Raw genomic sequence first — 16,358 nt, 5'->3', positions numbered from 1 at the left:
TTTAAAGGCAATAATCCTGCAAAGATAGCATAACGAACCGAGCATAAAAAATGCAATATTGCTTAACGAAACGTTAAAAATAATCATTAATTTTTGTTTTTTAGGAACGATTGTTGTTATCTTTGGGAAGATAATAGCCATTAAATCAATTTCTGCCTATAGCATAATTTTACTTTTAAACATTTAACCCCAAGCTAAGAAGCCTTTGTTTCTATGCACTAAAAGTAAATATTATGCAACACGAACTTATTACCGATGCTGCTTTGGTAAGTAGCTATATTAAGGGCAACGAAACAGCTCTTGAGACCTTAATTGTTAGGCATAAACAAAAAGTTTACAGTTTTATTTATTCGAAAGTTTACGATAAAGATGTCGCTGAAGACATTTTTCAGGATACCTTTATTAAAGTGATACGTACCCTTAAGCGAGGGTCGTATAATGAAGAAGGTAAGTTTTTGCCTTGGGTAATGCGTATTTCGCACAATTTGGTTATTGATTATTTTAGAAAAAATAACAGAATGCCCAAATTTGATAATGCCGGTGAATTCAGTATTTTTTCTGTGCTGAGCGATTCCTCATTGAATGCTGAAAAGAGTATTATAAAAGAACAGGTTGAAAATGATGTTCGCCGCTTGGTTGAAGAATTGCCCGAAGACCAAAAAGAAGTGCTGCTGATGCGTATTTATAACGATATGAGTTTTAAGGAAATATCGGATAGGACAGGGGTGAGCATTAACACGGCTTTAGGGCGTATGCGTTATGCTTTGATCAACTTGAGAAAAATAATTGATAAACATAATATCGTTTTGACGAATTAAAATACAATAAAGTAATTTTTGTTGCGTTATTGATTTGAATTAACCCTTAAATTGATAAAATGGCAAAACTTTACTCTGAGAATTCTATTAATAAAATAGAAAAATTACAACCGAAGGAAGAAACGGTTAATTTTCTTCTAAACTATTCTAAGGCTTTAAGTGTTATAAGTTGTAATAATTTGAAGTTTGAAGCACTTCAAAATTGAGTTTATGAAAGCCCTGATTGAAAAATCAGGGCTTTTTTGTTTTATGGTATTCGTTAATTACAGATTGCCTGCCAATGGTTTTGGTAATGATGTCCTTTTCCAAATCCCAGCCTCTTGCCGGCGAATATTCCCTCCCGTACCATATAATCTGAAGGTGCAAATCGTTCCAAAGTTCTTTTGGAAATAAGCGTTTGGCATCCTTTTCAGTTTGGTTGACGTTTTTACCGTTGCTCAAGTTCCAACGAAACATCAGTCTGTGAATGTGCGTATCGACTGGAAAAGCGGGTACACCAAAGGCTTGCGACATTACCACACTGGCCGTTTTGTGCCCCACAGCAGGAAGCGCCTCCAAGGCCTCAAAACTCTGGGGTACTTCACCGTTGTGTTTTTCAATAAGAATTTTTGATAAACCGTAGATGCCCTTGCTTTTCATTGGCGATAAGCCAACAGGTTTAATAATGTCGCGAATTTCATCAACCGAAAGTTTTACCATGTCGTGAGGGTTGTCGGCCTTTTCAAAAAGCAGTGGTGTAATCTGGTTTACGCGCACATCGGTACTTTGTGCCGACATTAATACGGCAATCAGTAATGTGTAAGAGTCTTTGTGGTCTAACGGAATGGGAATTTCGGGATAGAGTTCGTTTAAGGTTTTTATAACAAATTCAACCTTCTCTGTCTTGGTCATAAATTGTACATTTGTGAAAAACCAAAGTTAATACTATGAATACATTAAAGCAAGGTGATGCCGTGCCAAATTTTTCGGTAAAGGATGAACAAGGAAACATAGTTTCACTAAGTGATTATAAAGGAAAAAAGTTAATTGTGTTTTTTTATCCCAAGGCCAGTACACCTGGCTGTACCAACGAAGCTTGTAACTTAAGGGATAACTATAAAGCCTTACAAGGTGAAGGGTATGAACTATTAGGAGTGAGTGCCGATAGCCAGAAACGACAGTCTAATTTTAAAAATAAATATGATTTTCCGTTTCCGTTATTGGCTGATGAAGACAAAGAGGTAATCAATGCATTTGGCGTTTGGGGGCCTAAGAAATTTATGGGGCGCGAGTTTGACGGCATCCACAGAAAAACATTTCTAATTGATGAAAACGGAGTAGTAGAGCGTGTTATTGATAAGGTTAAAACAAAAGACCACGCAGCCCAAATATTGGAAAGCTAGTTAATGAATGATAGTGTGAAAAAGAGGTCTTTAAAGTTTAAATTGTACCTGTTTGTCACATTAAGCGTAGTCGAAATGCATTAAAAATCAATATGCTAATGTTTTCGACTGCGCTCAAACTGACAATATTCAAGACTTTTTAAGTAGCTTTTTTTGTTGTTTTATTTTCTACGCCTGCTTAGGGTGAGCGGCTTTCGTGTGTAGCCGAAAAGTCGGTAATCCTTAATCAGTTCAGCAACGCCTTCAGGAACCATGTCTTCCCAGCCAACTTCTCCTTCAGAAATCATTCGTAAAATTTCTCGAGAGAATATATTCATTATATCTGAGTCGTAATCTTTAATATCGAGTACCTTTCCGTTGTACTTAAAGAATTTGTACAACTCTTTCATTCGCGGATACACTTTTAAATTTTCACTATTAATAAGTTCTCCAGTTTCGGGGTCGAGCATGGGGTACAAGTACACTTTTAAATCTTTAAAGAATAATTTGCCAAAAGCTTCCAGAATACCTCCGCTAATGTGACGATAATATTTTTCATCAAAAATTTCAATCAAATTACTAACACCCATGGCAAGTCCCATTCGGGCTTTCGTGTAGTTGGAGAAGTATTCAACCACCTTGAAGTATTCCTGGAAGTTGGATATCATAACCGAGTGCCCTAGAGAGCATAACAAATCTGCTCTATCAATGAAATCCTGTTCATCAATCTCTCCTTCAGCCCTTAGGTTGGATAGCGTAATTTCAAAAACCGTAACCGTTTTATCCTTGTCTACCTTATTTTCTTTGATGAACATTTGGTATGATTTCTCATACATTTCCATATTCACTTTGGTTACAGGCCTAAAGCTTCCGCGAAGTGCCAAAATATTCTTTTTGTAGAAAACCTTAGCGGGTAATACGTTGGTGCCATCGGGGCCAAACATTACCGCATCGGTCATACCGTTTTTAACCAATTGCAAACTCATTAATCGGTTGTCCACATTTTTAAAAACAGGGCCTGCAAAATTTATGGTGTCTATTTCCAGTTGGTCTTTATCCAAATGATCGTAGAGGTAGCGCAGTAATTTTTTTGGCTCATTATACTTGTAAAAAGCACCGTAAATAAGATTGGTGCCAAGTATACCTAAAGTTTCTTGTTGCAGTCTAGCATCGGTTTCCTTAAAACGAAGGTGAAGGATTATTTCGTTATAATCGCCTCCGGCTTCAACTTGATAACGAATGCCTACCCAGCCATGACCTTTAAACTGTTTGGCAAAATCGATAGTGGCTACTGTGTTCGCGTACGTGAAAAATATTTTGTTCGGGTTTTTTTCACGGGTTAGCCTGGTTTCAATGAGATTCATTTCATGGGCCAGCATTTTGCGTAAACGGGGCTGTGTTACATAGCGACCGTCGTCCTCAGCGCCGTAAATAGCGTCACTAAAATCCTTATCGTAGGCAGACATCGCCTTGGCGATAGTTCCAGAAGCACCTCCGGCCCTAAAAAAATGCCGGCAAGTTTCTTGTCCGGCTCCAATTTCGGCAAATGTACCGTAAATATTTTCGTTTAGGTTGATGCGCAATGCCTTAGATTTTAACGATGGGATATCATCAAACTCTTTATCTCCTTTTGTAGTAATCTCCATGCTTTTCAGGTTAAATTCAATAAAAAGTAAAGATATTAAATTACTATTTCAAACGAAAAAATAACCTTATTTTTGGCTAAAAATTACGATATTTTGAAAATTACCTTTCTTGGTACGGGTACTTCGCAAGGAATCCCCATTATTGGGAGCGACCACCCTGTTTGCCTGAGCAAAGATCCGCGCGATAAGCGACTTCGGGTTTCTGTTTTGGTGGAATGGGACAACTTTACGTACGTGATAGATTGCGGTCCGGATTTTCGATACCAAATGCTCAGGGCTAATTGCAACAAAATAGATGGTATTTTGTTTACGCATGAGCATTCCGACCATGTTTTGGGTTTGGATGATATCCGTCCGTTTTACTTTCGGCAAGGCGATGTTCCTATTTATGCTCATAAAAGGGTACTGAAAGAAATTAAAAAACGATTCCATTATTTTTTTGAAACCGAAAATAAATACCCAGGCGCACCCAGCGTTGAAGAAAATATTATAACAAACCAGCCATTTGATCTGAATGGATTAAAAGTTGTTCCTATAGAGGGTAAGCATGCCGATTTACAGGTGTTTGGGTTTCGGTTTAAGGATTTTGCGTATTTAACTGATATGAAAACGGTAGAAGATGCGGAAGTTGAAAAATTGAAAGGCTTGAAGGTTTTGGTGGTAAACGCGTTGCGAACCACGCCGCACCGTTCTCATTTCAATTTAGAGGAGGCTTTGCGGTTTATAGAACAGGTAAAACCTGAAAAGGCGTATTTAACACATATCAGTCATCTTTTGGGATTTCATGAAGAAGTTGAAAAAGCATTGCCTGAAAATGTATTTTTGGCTTATGACGAATTACAAATCACAATATAAATTTAAAGGATGAAACAAAAAATATTCATGTATCTTTTTGTGTTTTCGGTATTGCTGGTACTTTTCCAGTTCATGAATTCCAAACGTGTTTTTGAGGATATGAACCAAAAGCTAGGTACGTACAAAGATTTATCCAAAAAATATAAAGACTCAGTTGCAGTTCTTCAAGATGAGATTTTGGAACTCTCACACTTCAATTTATACAGAAATGAAGATGCTATCAGTTATTTTGAAAACGATGGCTATAATATTGATGAACTGATTCCTTTTATAAAAGACGAACTTTACAAGTTAAATGAAGTAAAAGGGCAGCACCCCATTGTGCCTTATGCAGCCAGCGAAGGCCGGAAAATGATGATCAATACCGTAAAGATGCTAAATCACAAATGGATTATTGCCGATTTTTCGGATGGTGAATATTGGGGCGAAATTTTCTTGACTTATGAATTAACGCCCGAAAGAGAATTAAAATTCAACCTTGTAGAGTATTTTCTTTACCCTTTTGATTAAAATTTATTCAGCGCGATAGGCAACGCCTTTTTGTTTTTTCGACTCCCCAACATATGAATATTCATAGGTGTAGGATGAATCGGTTGTGGTTAGGATTTTAAGGTGTACATCCTTTCTTTCGGCCATGTTTTTCGGATTGATGGTTTTAAAAATCACTTCGCAATCGTTAATCCAACGCAATTGAGCAGAATCTATTTTGTTGTCGTAAACCTCAACCTGAAGGCTTCCGCTGCGCTCAAATACCGATTTGTAAACGGTGCCTTCAATCTCTACTTCGCTGTAAAAGTTACCGGTTTTAAAATCCTGGCAATTTCTTTGGGATTCATAGCAATTAAATAAGAGCAAGCAGGCAACAAAAGGTAAAAAGCGCATAACATTAAATTTTTAGGCAAATGTAGTGAACGGCTGATTAATTCTTGAAATTTTTGAACGTTCCGTCCGAATAAAAAATAACAATACGTTCAATGGACTTGCCTTCGTTGTTTTCGATTTCTATTTGACGGTTGGTTTGAGGGGGTGCCGACGGGGCGACAGCTTTATCCGGAATATTGTTTTGTGCTTTTTCGTTTTTGGTGGTTTCAGAAGGAAAATATCCTTTTCCGTTAAATAGCCAATAAAGGTCAACATCGGGGAAGGTGTGCAGTACTTTTAAAATAAAATCTAAACTCGGTTTGTTTCTGCCAGATAAAATATGGGAAATACTGGAACGTTGAACACCTATCTTTTCAGCGAAAGAAGAGGCAGATTCTCCATAGTAATCAATGACTTTTTGGAGTCTTTCAATAAAATCTTCATTGTTTATCATTGTAAACTTTTAGTTAAGATTATTGGTGTTACAAATGTAATCATTTGCCTTTGATTTCAAAAAAATATTGAATTAAACCACTATTTAAGCTAAACCTTATGTTTACATTTTAGTTTATAAAATGCTGAAAACAAATATTTTAAATGTATTTTGTAAATGCACTAAGATTTTTGGCGATAGAGTGTTTAGGGGAGTGAATTTTCTTGTTTAATAAAGTAAACAAATGAATAAAAAACCTTGTTTACATTTGTAAAATTCTATTTGTTTACATTTGTGACAAATAAAAAACATGAAAATAGAAGCCCTTAAAAGCCTTTTTAAAAAACATAAAGAACTGGCGTTAAGTCACCGTTACATTACCAATAAACATATTGAGCCTCTACTCGAAAAATTTGATAATTCCGTTTGGCGTGAAACTATTGGTCAGTCGGTTTTGGGTAAACCTATTTATGGTTTAAAAATAGGTACAGGTAAAAAGCGCGTGTTGATGTGGTCTCAAATGCACGGTAACGAATCGACCACCACCAAGGCGTTGTTTGATTTGTTAAACACTTTATTGGCCAATTCATCTGGCGTAAACGATATCTTAGAGAGCTGTACACTGTATGTCATTCCTATTTTAAATCCGGATGGCGCCGAGGCTTATACTCGGGTGAACGCTAATGAAATTGATTTGAATAGAGATGCGCAAAATCTTACTCAACCAGAGAGCAAGGTGTTAAGGGCTGTTTTTAATAGCTTTAAACCTCATTTTTGCTATAACCTGCATGGGCAACGTACTATTTTTAGTGTCGGAAAGCGCAATAAATCGGCTATAGTGTCCTTTTTATCCCCAGCGCAAGATGAGGGTTGTACGGTTACGGAAAACCGAAAAGTCTCAATGGAAATTATTGCAGAAATGAACCGGTTTTTACAGGAACTGATACCAAGCCATGTGGGGGTTTACGATGATGCTTTTAACTTAAATTGTGTTGGGGATACGTTTCAGTCTGAAAATGTACCGACTATTCTTTTTGAGGCGGGGCATTATCCTGGTGATTACGGAAGGGAAAAAACACGTGAGCTCATATATATATCGTATTTAACGTCGTTACAATATATCTCCAATAATAAAATAACCGGACAGTTATATGAGGCATATTTCGATATTCCAGAAAACGAGAAGTGCTTTTTTGATGTTATAATTCGAAACGCTAAAATTGGAGTCGAAAAACATGATGTGGCTATTCAATTTCAGGAACGATTAATAGAGGGGAGAATTCAATTTATCCCCAAAGTGGTTGAAATTGGGGATTTAAATAATTTTTTTGGTCATAAAGAGATTGACGTTCAGGGTAATGAAGTAAAAACAGTAACAGGAGAATTGCTGAAAATAGACAGCGAAAACGTTTTCGTGATGATAAAAAATAAAAAAACTTCATTAATATCGGAATAAAGCATATGGTTTGCGTGTTATTTTTAATGAAAATGTATTATTTTTGGTCTTTATTTAAGAAAAGTTAATTATGGGGAAAATTAAATTAGACGAAATTGATCATCAAATTTTAGATATGCTGATTGATAATACAAGAATTCCGTTTACGGACATCGCAAAGAAATTATTAATATCTGCTGGTACAGTGCATGTTCGTGTAAAAAAAATGGAGGAATCCGGAATCATAAAAGGGTCTTCTTTAATGTTAGATTATAAAAAATTAGGGTATTCGTTTATTGCCTATGTTGGAGTGTATTTAAACAACACATCCCAAACTAAGTTTGTTTTAGAGCGTATCAATGAAATTCCTTTTGTAACGGTGGCGCATATTACTACCGGTAAATTCAATATTTTCTGTAAAATTCGAGCAAGAAGTACAGAACATGCCAAAGAGGTTATTTTCCTTTTGGATGATATTGAAGGTGTTTACAGAACCGAAACCATGATTTCTTTAGAGGAAAGCATTAATGATAAAAAACGTTTGATGCATTCTATATTTAACGATTTGTAAAAATAAAGAAATCCTAAATATCAATTAAAAGTCCTTTAATCAAAGGGCTTTTTTTGTGCGCTACAATCAGGTAGATTAAAATGCATTTCAAAGATTTTTTTTGACAATGTTAAGTCGTTTTAAGATGTTTGTATATACAGCTATTAATAATATTACTAACCAAACCCTCTCTTCCAATGGTATTCAACTCACTGGAGTTTTTTATATTCTTAGTATTTGTTTTCTTACTGTATTGGTTTGTACTAAAGAAGACCTTAAAGGGGCAGAATGTCCTATTGCTCGTTTCAAGTTATGTGTTTTACGGATGGTGGGACTGGAGGTTTCTGTCGTTAATCCTTTTGAGTACAGTAGTCGATTATTTGGTGGGACTTGCTATAGACCGCCATCAAGAAAAGAAAAAAAGAAGAAGATGGCTTTGGGTTAGTGTCTTTTTTAACGTAGGGCTTTTAGGCTTTTTTAAATATTTCAACTTTTTTGTGGATTCATGGGTAGATATGTTTACCATGTTTGGTTACAACATAAAAAGCACTTGGACTTTGCAAGTGTTGCTTCCTGTAGGTATATCGTTTTACACCTTCCAGACAATGTCCTACTCGTTCGACATTTATTATAAACGACTCAAGCCAACCACCGACTTTTTATCATTTGCTGCTTTTGTTAGCTTTTTCCCTCAGTTGGTTGCGGGGCCTATTGAACGAGCCTCCAATTTATTGTCGCAAATACTTAATAAACGCACTTTCGACTATAACCAAGCGGTTGGTGGCTTAAAGTTGATATTGTGGGGATTGTTTAAAAAGATAGTGATTGCAGATTCATTGGCGCCCATGGTAGATGATATTTTCGCCAATTACTCTAGCTATCCGGCTTCAACATTGATTTTGGGTGTTACCATGTTTAGCTTTCAAGTGTATGGTGATTTTAGTGGTTACTCCGATATCGCTATCGGCACCGCAAAGCTTTTTGGTATTGAATTGATGTCTAACTTTAGGTTTCCGCATTTTTCGAGAAATGTAGCCGAATATTGGCAGCGATGGCACGTGTCTCTGTCAACATGGTTTCGTCACTATATTTATATTCCGTTAGGTGGATCACGTGTTAGTAAGTTAAAATCGGTAAGAAACATTATTATCATTTTTTTGGTGAGTGGTTTTTGGCATGGTGCCAATTGGACCTTTATTTTTTGGGGAGCATTCCATGCGGTAGCTTTTATTCCGGTGTTTTTAATGGGTAGAAATACCATTTACAAAAACAGCGTGGTTGGCGAAAATTCCTTTTTCCCATCATTAATTGAAATAGGACAGCTCCTGCTAACATTTGGTATCGTTACGTTTTCGCGTATCTTTTTTAGATCGGAATCCATAACGAGTGCTTTCGGGTTTATAGAGCATATTTTTTCAAATTTTTCTTATGCTGAATACATGAATCCACAAGGGTACCGTATGATTGATTATTATTTGCTTATGGCCGCGTTCGTTTTGTATGAGTACCGAATGAGAAGGGATGAGCGTTCGCCGTTTAAGTTTAAATCGAAATATTTGAGGTTTGCCGTTTACACCATTATTATATTATTGATGATGCTATTTTATGACGATGGTGTTGATAGGTCGTTTATTTACTTCCAGTTTTAAACACAATGAAAAAGTTTGTACTGAAAATCGGCTTATATATAGTGCTAGTACTTTTAGCGCTTGAAGGGCTGGTGCGTGTTTTTCATTTGTATAATGATGTTCCGTTGCATTTGTTCATAGACGAGTACGGTATCCAAAAAACTGTTCCCGGTCAAGTTGGCTTTTCGGTTACGGGAAACCGAAGGATGAATTTTTGCGAATTCAGAATCAACAAATCGGGCTTTAACTCTTATCGTGAGTTTACGCCATCGGCCGATAAAATTGAAATTGCGTTAATAGGTGATTCATTCATTGAGGGGGTTAATCAGCATTATTACGATTCCACCGGCAAAAAGATTGAAAACAATTTAATTAAAAATATAGGGGTTTGCGAGTATGGCCGAGGGGGGATGATATGTCTGATCAATTACATATTTTAAATTCATATAAAAAAGATTTCGACCTGATTGATCATGTTTTTATATACATGAAGTTTGAAAATGATTTTAAAAGGCGTGAAATAAAGCCTGACCATGCTTTGGTGAATTTAAAGCACACCTTTAAATTCAAAATAAAAAATTATATACGATTATTAAAATATGCTAATGGCATTGGCCTTTTTGATGTGGTTAAAAATATGATATACGGTAAAAGGCCACAAAATAATGGAGAAGAGGAGCCCGGTCCTGAAGAGGAGTATAAGTTGGCGTTGGAGTATTTAGATAATTTCAAAGCGGTTGTGGGGCGTTATGGTTTCAATAAGGAAAAGAATACCTTTTTATTGGATAAGCGCAAAACCAGCCCTTTGTTTATTGAACACTGTGATAAAATGGGTTATAAATATTTAGATTTTGGACCAGCTTTTGAAAAAGAAACCAAGCCTACCATTTTGATTTACGATAGACACTGGAATGATAGGGGGCGAACCATTATAGCCTCTGTGGTGGCTGACTACATCAAGAAAATTGATTCTCGCCTGTAAGTCAACTTTATTGTTTTTTTAAGTATTCAGCTATTACCGAAGCCAAAATATTACGTCCGTGGTTATTCCAATGCTGATCGTAGATTAGCGTTGTTGGTTTTTTGGAGGCTTTCATAGCGGGGCCGAAGTCTAAATACTTGTACCCAATTGAATCGCAATGTTTTAAAAATAGGTCACTCGTTTTTTCGGAATTAAGAAGAAAAATCGTTTTGTTTTTGTCGACCGGAAATGTGCTAGTTAGGGTTTTAAAGTTTTCTAAATAGGTTTTGGTGTCTTCTTCAGAAGCGTGGTCGTCAACATATTCTCTTTCTTCGTTACTGTGCCCCGTCAAAGTATTTTTTAATCGCAAAAAAGCTCTAAATACTCCAATGTTTTGGGCGTAAGTGAGTAGTTTAATGTTGTCTTTTATTTTGTAAACCAATCTGTTTTGAAGGTTAACACGGAAATGGTTGGGCTTGTATTCGCCCCTTTCCAAATCAGTATAAAATTTCATGTAAATGAAAGTGTAATCTATATACTGAAATTGGTCTTTATACGCTTTGATTAAATGAAGTTGGTCGGCCAAATCGTAGCCCGAATAACCGTATTCAAAAACCTTTACTTTGTTATTCAATAAATCTTCAATTTTCTTTCCTGTAGATTCATAGAAGTTTTGGTGAAACCCTTCGATAAACGAATCGCCTATCAGGGCTATTTCGATATCTTTTTCATTAGGGGTAAATTCTCGGTACGAGTTAAACCCAGAACTGTTTATGTGATATTGGGCAAAGTTCATACGGCGGTTACCTGTTACGTAGTAGCCGTTTTGGTTTGGAGTATTTACCTCGACATTCAGTTCGTTAATTTCATACGGCGGGTATTGTTGGTACAAATGCAAAACACGTACCAGTCCTTCTAAACAAAGACAGATTAAAAAGGCATACAGTATTATTTTTCCAATTAACCGTTTCATAATTTTACTGATTGCTCGGTTTTAAGTTTAGGCGTTTTACAAAATCAATTTCATTAACTAGACCCATCACGTATTTGAAAATGGAGTGCCAATCAATTAAACAAAAGCATATTAAACGATATTGTCTGAATGAAATACCCATTAATTGACCTATTGACATGTGGAAAATAATGGCCGAAACCAAATAAATATTTCGATATTTACTGTTGATAAACACCACAAAGCCTAAAAGTTCAAAAAGCAAGGATCCAACTGATAATAAGATAATTAAAAATTTGTTATCTGTAATATACTGCGCAATATTGTTCCATTTTTTAACGGTTTGGTAATTACCGTAAGTATGGGCCACAAATCCAAATTCGTCCTTCCATAATTGTTCTGGTTCAGTTTGGTTGTCTGAAAACACTAATTGTTTGTCTCCATTTTTAAAGGAATCGGTATGTTCGTTTAAGTAGAAACTTAGTGTTGATCCGTTAAGCCACTTGATACCATGACCGTATCGCAATTTTGAAATGCCTGCCGAAAAATAGGTCAATACTAAAAGCAGTAAAATAAGATTGGTGCCCCAATTTGGAGTCATGTTTTGAGCTTCTTTTTGTTTGAAAAAACCAACAATCCAATGGTCAATGGAGATTCTCATCGACCCCGGCACCAAGGCTAAGGCGAAAATAACTTGACAGGGCAGTGACATATGGTGGTCAAAAAGACCATAGCCTTCTCCCATTCCGAAAACAGTAAAACCAACTATGGCAAGAAAAAACAAGCTTAATCTGCCCAAAAAGCCAATTACGGCACAGATACCAGCAACTAGGATGGCGTATTTTATAAGATTGAATTCATTTTGACTTAGTGTAAATAATGCATCGGGTAGCATATTCAAAAACCAAGTTTTTGAAAGCGAGTATGAAGCATCAAATTCAGAATAAAAACCATAGCCAAAATTTTCGAGTATTTTTTTTGTGAATAAAAAAGGGAGGGTTATCCTTAAGATACTAAGTGGGTTTTTGGTAAAGAGCTCAATTACGAAAAGTATTTTTATAATAACTGATTGCATATGTTATTTTGATGTTTGGTAAGCTGAAACGTAGCTTTTGGTTTTCGTATCAAAATGTCCAATGGTTTTTGGTCCAGATTGTGGTTCCCGATTGTGGTTCACTTTTACTGCACTCAATACAATTTTGTCAAAAGACAGGTTGTGTTCAACAGAAATGCTTTCGGTAAAATCATTAAAAAACTCATCCATTCTATTTTGAAAGGCTTCCGGGCTTTCAGATAATTTATCGGTAAAAGGGGAGATGTCTTCTGAAGAACCATAAACTTTGCTAAAAAAATGTCTGATAAAAAATTCATCGGGCTTACCGTAATAGTCGGTAAGGTCGGTGGCTATGGAATCTTTTACTCCTTCAAACTTAAGTAGGTACAAGTTGGTGTTATCATCAATATAATGCCCAAACATAGGAGCGCAAGTGTAAGGGAAGCTCTCTATGCCAAATACCATCACAAAAACATTTGGTATCAAAACCAATGCGATTATGACGGACTTGTAAATTTTTTTGATTTTCTGTGGAAACATATGAGGTTATTTACCGCAGCAAAAGCAGTTTTTAGATTTGTAATATCCTCTTCTGTGCAGGTAGTCAACGGCTCTGATTTTAAACATTTCGAAGTTTGAAAATCCAAAATCACTAATGCTGATAGAGGTATCCAACGATTGTACGTAGTGCCACCACTTAGATGGTACGTGCAGGACATCGCCTGGTTCTAATATTACCTTTATAAATCGGGCTTTTTTGAAATTAGGGAATTTTTCAGCGTTATAATTATTGATATCTACCTCACTGGCTTCACCACCGTTAATGTACTTTGAACTGGCATACATTTTTTTATTGTCTTTTGGCGAAACAATAATAAACATCTTTTTGCCTTTAATTTGGGCATACATGTTTTTTCCTGTATCGTTGTGGAAACCCGAAACGGTTCCTTTAGGGCCAATCCAAGCAGTAACATCGTTAATATCAACATGATTTTCAAAAAATGAAAAGTCGATATCATTTTTAAGGTCTGGGAAATATTTAAAAATATCCATAGTGGTCAGGTAGTCTTTTATGTCTTCCTGTTTCTCCTCGGCATCTTTTAACTTCTGTATGAACGACTGAAATGACGATTTTTTATACCGATTATCGTCCTGTATAAAGTTTCCGGAAAGCAAATCGACTTCTTTTTCATTTTTTAGTTTTAAAAAGAAATCTAAATCCCATGTTTTGGTAGCACCCCAATCTTTGGCCATACCTTTAATTAATACGGGCTTTTTGTTAAAATATTTATTTTTGAAAGTTTTGGAGTCTAATGAAGTTACCTCGTCAACAGGTTGACTAAGTTCAAGTACCTCGTTTAAAATATTCATACAGAAAAGGTTAAGTTAATTAGTGTAAATATCTGTTTAATTTTGTTCAATTTTTATAATAATCGATAAATTGTCAGATAATTAGATTTATGGGGTTGGTATAACAGCTACAAGGTGCGTTTTGTTTTTGTAGTCAATTACAAATGTGTTAGGTGTTTCACCCTTAAACAATTTAAGTTCGTCTATGTGCGCTTTTTTGGCATACAAAAACTCGAAAACTATTTTTTTGATGGACGCATGTTCCTTTGAGTAGATGTCTATTGGTTCAAGGTTGTTTGTCGATGTTTCTAAATCTTCTTCAATTGTGTAACTTACCTCTTCAGGAAATGTGTTTTTCCTGTTTTTTAAGGCTTTCAGTTTTTTAACATACTCATCAATGCCATAGCGTTTTAGTATGTTTTTAAACTGAATTTTATTGACTTCCAGAGTGCTCGCTAGTACTTGGCCAAATTTGCTTTTGTCATAAATAATGTGGTGTTCAAAATCGTAGATTAAATTGCTCCAACGTCTTTTGTACTCCAAGGTGCCGTAGGCCATATCGAGCATTAAATAGTTGTTATTTAAAGCCCATTCCAGTAATTTATAAATGGAGATATTGCCTAATGCAAATTTTGAATAATCAATATCGTAAGAAGGGATGGAAACGAATAAAATATTGTTAAAATGATGGTTTATACAAACATGCACCGGAATATTATTTTCGTAAATCACAAATATGGAAGCCTTCTTTTCAAGCACCATGTTATAAGTGCTTTCTAGGTAAAAGTCCCAATTATTGAGTATGTCGTTGCTTTCGTTTCTTTGGTCAAATCTAATGGAGAGCATTTTGTGGAGCTTGTCCATATAGTAATTGTAATCGTCTTTTGAGATGCTGCCGAAAAACATTTGATAGCTTACCGTAAAACAGTCTTCGAATCGCTTTTTTAACCGGCGGATATTGGCCCGAAAACTTTTACTGTACTCTTGGGTTAAAAAGCCATCGATGTTATTCATGTTTTTCAAGTCGATGGCATAACCGGTTATTTTTTTCTGTGGTACTTTTTTTATTTCTAAAGAAGGATTGTCCAGAAGCTCTGGCTTTAAATATAATGGGAATAGTTTTGTTGAAACTGGGTTTTTGGTTTCTGTACAATCTTGATTATGTTTGTAATAAACACTGTTATTGCAATTGTATGTTAAGGCTTTGTAATAGGAGGGGACCTGGTTGTGTTCGGTTAGGGTGGCGTAAAAATCAATGTACTTCATCGGTTTCATGTTACTTATTCCAATATGATTTTTTCAGTATTTTGTTGTCCCATTAAAAGGAAGTTTTTTGAATCTATTTGAAATATTTTCAATTGGCTATAATGCTCCTTGTTCAAATATAAAAAATCGTTTACTGGTTTTTTTAGAAAATCAAAGTTTGGATGGTTTAAAGTGATGGGAGAAAGTAATCTGCTTTTATCATTATTTGCATCCATGTGTTCCACTTTATATTCAGGAAACACTTCAAACGGATGACTTGCTGTGCTTTTGTTTTCTCTTAGCTTTTTATATGCCTCGTCTATTTTTAAGGTTTTAAGTAGGTTCTTCAGTTTTATAATTCCCATTTGAACGCTTGTTGCGAAAATGGCGGCTAACGAATTTTTGTGGTGAATAAAATGATAATCGTAATGATACTTATTATTGCACCAAATTTGCTTGTACTCAAGGTCGCCATTGCCCATATCCATTATTAAATAATCGTTTTCACAGCACCACTCCAAAAGTTTATAAACCATCATGTTGCCCAAACTGAATTTAGAGTAAGTGATATCATAACAGAAAATATGGCCGATAAATACTTTGTTGATATGGTAGTTTATTGATATGGCTACCATTCGGCCAGATGCGTAAGTGATAAATAACGAAGCTTCTTTGTTTAAGATTTTGTCATAAGTAGATTCGTGGTATTGATGCCATTTTTCTAGAATTTCGGTACTGTCGTCCTTTTGTGAAAAACGGAGCTCCAACATACTTTTTAGGGTACTCATGGCCCGATGGTAAATCTCTTTTTCAATGGCTCCGAAAAATAGTTTGTATTCTACATCAAAGCAGGATTCAAACCGTTTTATCCGTCGTAATATGGGTGAACGGGTTTTCGACTTTATGTTCTTTTGGAGATATTGGTCTGCAGTTTCACAGCCTTCAAGGTTTATGGCAAAACCATCTAAATTGGTTTGCTCGATTTTATTGATTTTAAGGGTATTGTCTGACAACTTATAACCAAAGTATTTGGGAAACAAAGTGATGACATAAGCCTTGCTTTGCGTTTTTTTTACGCTCTGCTTAAAAATGTCTTGTTGGTTACCAAAAGAAATCGATTCGTAGCAATCGGGAATTTGGTCCTTTTGGTAAAATGTGTTGTAAAAATCCTGTTTTTTTAAAATCGGCATATAGCGTTATTTAAAATAG

At 35.5% G+C, this 16,358-nt stretch carries 19 protein-coding genes; 9 read left to right on the top strand and 10 right to left on the bottom strand.

Annotated features, from left to right (window positions below):
• Positions 1–233: 233 nt before the first annotated feature.
• Positions 234–818: a sigma-70 family RNA polymerase sigma factor gene (locus ABI125_10405; protein ID XCF05135.1), complete on the top strand. Its 585-nt coding sequence runs from the start codon at positions 234–236 to the stop codon at positions 816–818.
• 231 nt (positions 819–1,049) lie between these two features.
• On the opposite strand, the gene nth is transcribed toward ABI125_10405, so the two are convergent.
• A complete protein-coding gene (gene nth / locus ABI125_10400; protein XCF05134.1) occupies positions 1,050–1,709 on the bottom strand; it encodes an endonuclease III in 660 nt (219 codons plus the stop codon).
• A 35-nt stretch (positions 1,710–1,744) separates the two neighbouring features.
• Between nth and bcp the strand changes: the two genes are divergently transcribed.
• The gene (gene bcp / locus ABI125_10395) at positions 1,745–2,200 is read left to right on the top strand and encodes a thioredoxin-dependent thiol peroxidase (GenBank protein ID XCF05133.1); all 456 of its coding nucleotides are present in this window, start codon (positions 1,745–1,747) and stop codon (positions 2,198–2,200) included.
• A gap of 161 nt (positions 2,201–2,361) precedes the next feature.
• Here the strand turns inward: bcp and ABI125_10390 are convergent, their stop codons facing one another.
• Complete coding sequence (locus tag ABI125_10390) at positions 2,362–3,825, bottom strand: TonB-dependent receptor (protein ID XCF05132.1); 1,464 nt, start codon at positions 3,823–3,825, stop codon at positions 2,362–2,364.
• Between the two features lie 93 nt (positions 3,826–3,918).
• Between ABI125_10390 and ABI125_10385 the strand changes: the two genes are divergently transcribed.
• On the top strand, positions 3,919–4,680 hold the full coding sequence (locus ABI125_10385; GenBank protein ID XCF05131.1) for an MBL fold metallo-hydrolase: 762 nt from the start codon (positions 3,919–3,921) through the stop codon (positions 4,678–4,680).
• 9 nt (positions 4,681–4,689) lie between these two features.
• Positions 4,690–5,190: a hydrolase gene (locus ABI125_10380; protein ID XCF05130.1), complete on the top strand. Its 501-nt coding sequence runs from the start codon at positions 4,690–4,692 to the stop codon at positions 5,188–5,190.
• Positions 5,191–5,193: 3 nt separating this feature from the next.
• On the opposite strand, the gene ABI125_10375 is transcribed toward ABI125_10380, so the two are convergent.
• Positions 5,194–5,562 carry a DNA topoisomerase IV gene (locus tag ABI125_10375; protein XCF05129.1) on the bottom strand — a complete coding sequence of 123 codons (369 nt, stop codon included), beginning with the start codon at positions 5,560–5,562 and terminating at the stop codon, positions 5,194–5,196.
• A 37-nt stretch (positions 5,563–5,599) separates the two neighbouring features.
• Positions 5,600–5,995 carry a helix-turn-helix transcriptional regulator gene (locus ABI125_10370; GenBank protein ID XCF05128.1) on the bottom strand — a complete coding sequence of 132 codons (396 nt, stop codon included), beginning with the start codon at positions 5,993–5,995 and terminating at the stop codon, positions 5,600–5,602.
• A 289-nt stretch (positions 5,996–6,284) separates the two neighbouring features.
• On the opposite strand from ABI125_10370, the gene ABI125_10365 reads away from it, so the two are divergent.
• From ABI125_10365 to ABI125_10345, 5 genes are all read left to right on the top strand, one after another.
• Positions 6,285–7,430, top strand: coding sequence for a M14 family zinc carboxypeptidase (locus ABI125_10365; protein ID XCF05127.1), 1,146 nt, complete (start codon positions 6,285–6,287; stop codon positions 7,428–7,430).
• A 70-nt stretch (positions 7,431–7,500) separates the two neighbouring features.
• Entirely contained in the window at positions 7,501–7,980 is a 480-nt protein-coding gene (locus ABI125_10360) for a winged helix-turn-helix transcriptional regulator (protein ID XCF05126.1), read from the top strand.
• A 176-nt stretch (positions 7,981–8,156) separates the two neighbouring features.
• Complete coding sequence (locus ABI125_10355) at positions 8,157–9,608, top strand: MBOAT family O-acyltransferase (GenBank protein XCF05125.1); 1,452 nt, start codon at positions 8,157–8,159, stop codon at positions 9,606–9,608.
• 5 nt (positions 9,609–9,613) lie between these two features.
• Complete coding sequence (locus ABI125_10350; GenBank protein XCF05124.1) at positions 9,614–10,027, top strand: hypothetical protein; 414 nt, start codon at positions 9,614–9,616, stop codon at positions 10,025–10,027.
• Positions 10,003–10,569, top strand: coding sequence for a hypothetical protein (locus tag ABI125_10345; GenBank protein ID XCF05123.1), 567 nt, complete (start codon positions 10,003–10,005; stop codon positions 10,567–10,569). The genes ABI125_10350 and ABI125_10345 overlap by 25 nt, the downstream gene beginning before the upstream one ends.
• 7 nt (positions 10,570–10,576) lie before the next feature.
• On the opposite strand, the gene ABI125_10340 is transcribed toward ABI125_10345, so the two are convergent.
• The 6 genes from ABI125_10340 to ABI125_10315 all read right to left on the bottom strand — a co-directional run bounded on the left by ABI125_10340 (position 10,577) and on the right by ABI125_10315 (position 16,339).
• On the bottom strand, positions 10,577–11,521 hold the full coding sequence (locus ABI125_10340) for a hypothetical protein (protein XCF05122.1): 945 nt from the start codon (positions 11,519–11,521) through the stop codon (positions 10,577–10,579).
• Between the two features lie 4 nt (positions 11,522–11,525).
• Positions 11,526–12,575: an HTTM domain-containing protein gene (locus tag ABI125_10335; protein XCF05121.1), complete on the bottom strand. Its 1,050-nt coding sequence runs from the start codon at positions 12,573–12,575 to the stop codon at positions 11,526–11,528.
• Between the two features lie 3 nt (positions 12,576–12,578).
• Positions 12,579–13,019 carry a hypothetical protein gene (locus ABI125_10330; protein ID XCF05120.1) on the bottom strand — a complete coding sequence of 147 codons (441 nt, stop codon included), beginning with the start codon at positions 13,017–13,019 and terminating at the stop codon, positions 12,579–12,581.
• 81 nt (positions 13,020–13,100) lie between these two features.
• Positions 13,101–13,925 (bottom strand): cupin-like domain-containing protein, encoded by an 825-nt coding sequence (locus ABI125_10325; protein ID XCF05119.1) that lies wholly within the window; start codon positions 13,923–13,925, stop codon positions 13,101–13,103.
• A gap of 87 nt (positions 13,926–14,012) precedes the next feature.
• Positions 14,013–15,170 (bottom strand): GNAT family N-acetyltransferase, encoded by a 1,158-nt coding sequence (locus tag ABI125_10320; GenBank protein ID XCF05118.1) that lies wholly within the window; start codon positions 15,168–15,170, stop codon positions 14,013–14,015.
• 14 nt (positions 15,171–15,184) lie between these two features.
• A complete protein-coding gene (locus tag ABI125_10315; GenBank protein XCF05117.1) occupies positions 15,185–16,339 on the bottom strand; it encodes a GNAT family N-acetyltransferase in 1,155 nt (384 codons plus the stop codon).
• Positions 16,340–16,358: the final 19 nt, after the last annotated feature.

The sequence above is a fragment of the Tamlana crocina genome, assembly GCA_040429635.1.
GTDB lineage: Bacteria > Bacteroidota > Bacteroidia > Flavobacteriales > Flavobacteriaceae > Flavisericum > Flavisericum crocinum.
The sequence above is the reverse complement of the archived record's forward strand: the minus strand, read 5'-3'. Positions and strand labels throughout refer to the sequence as shown.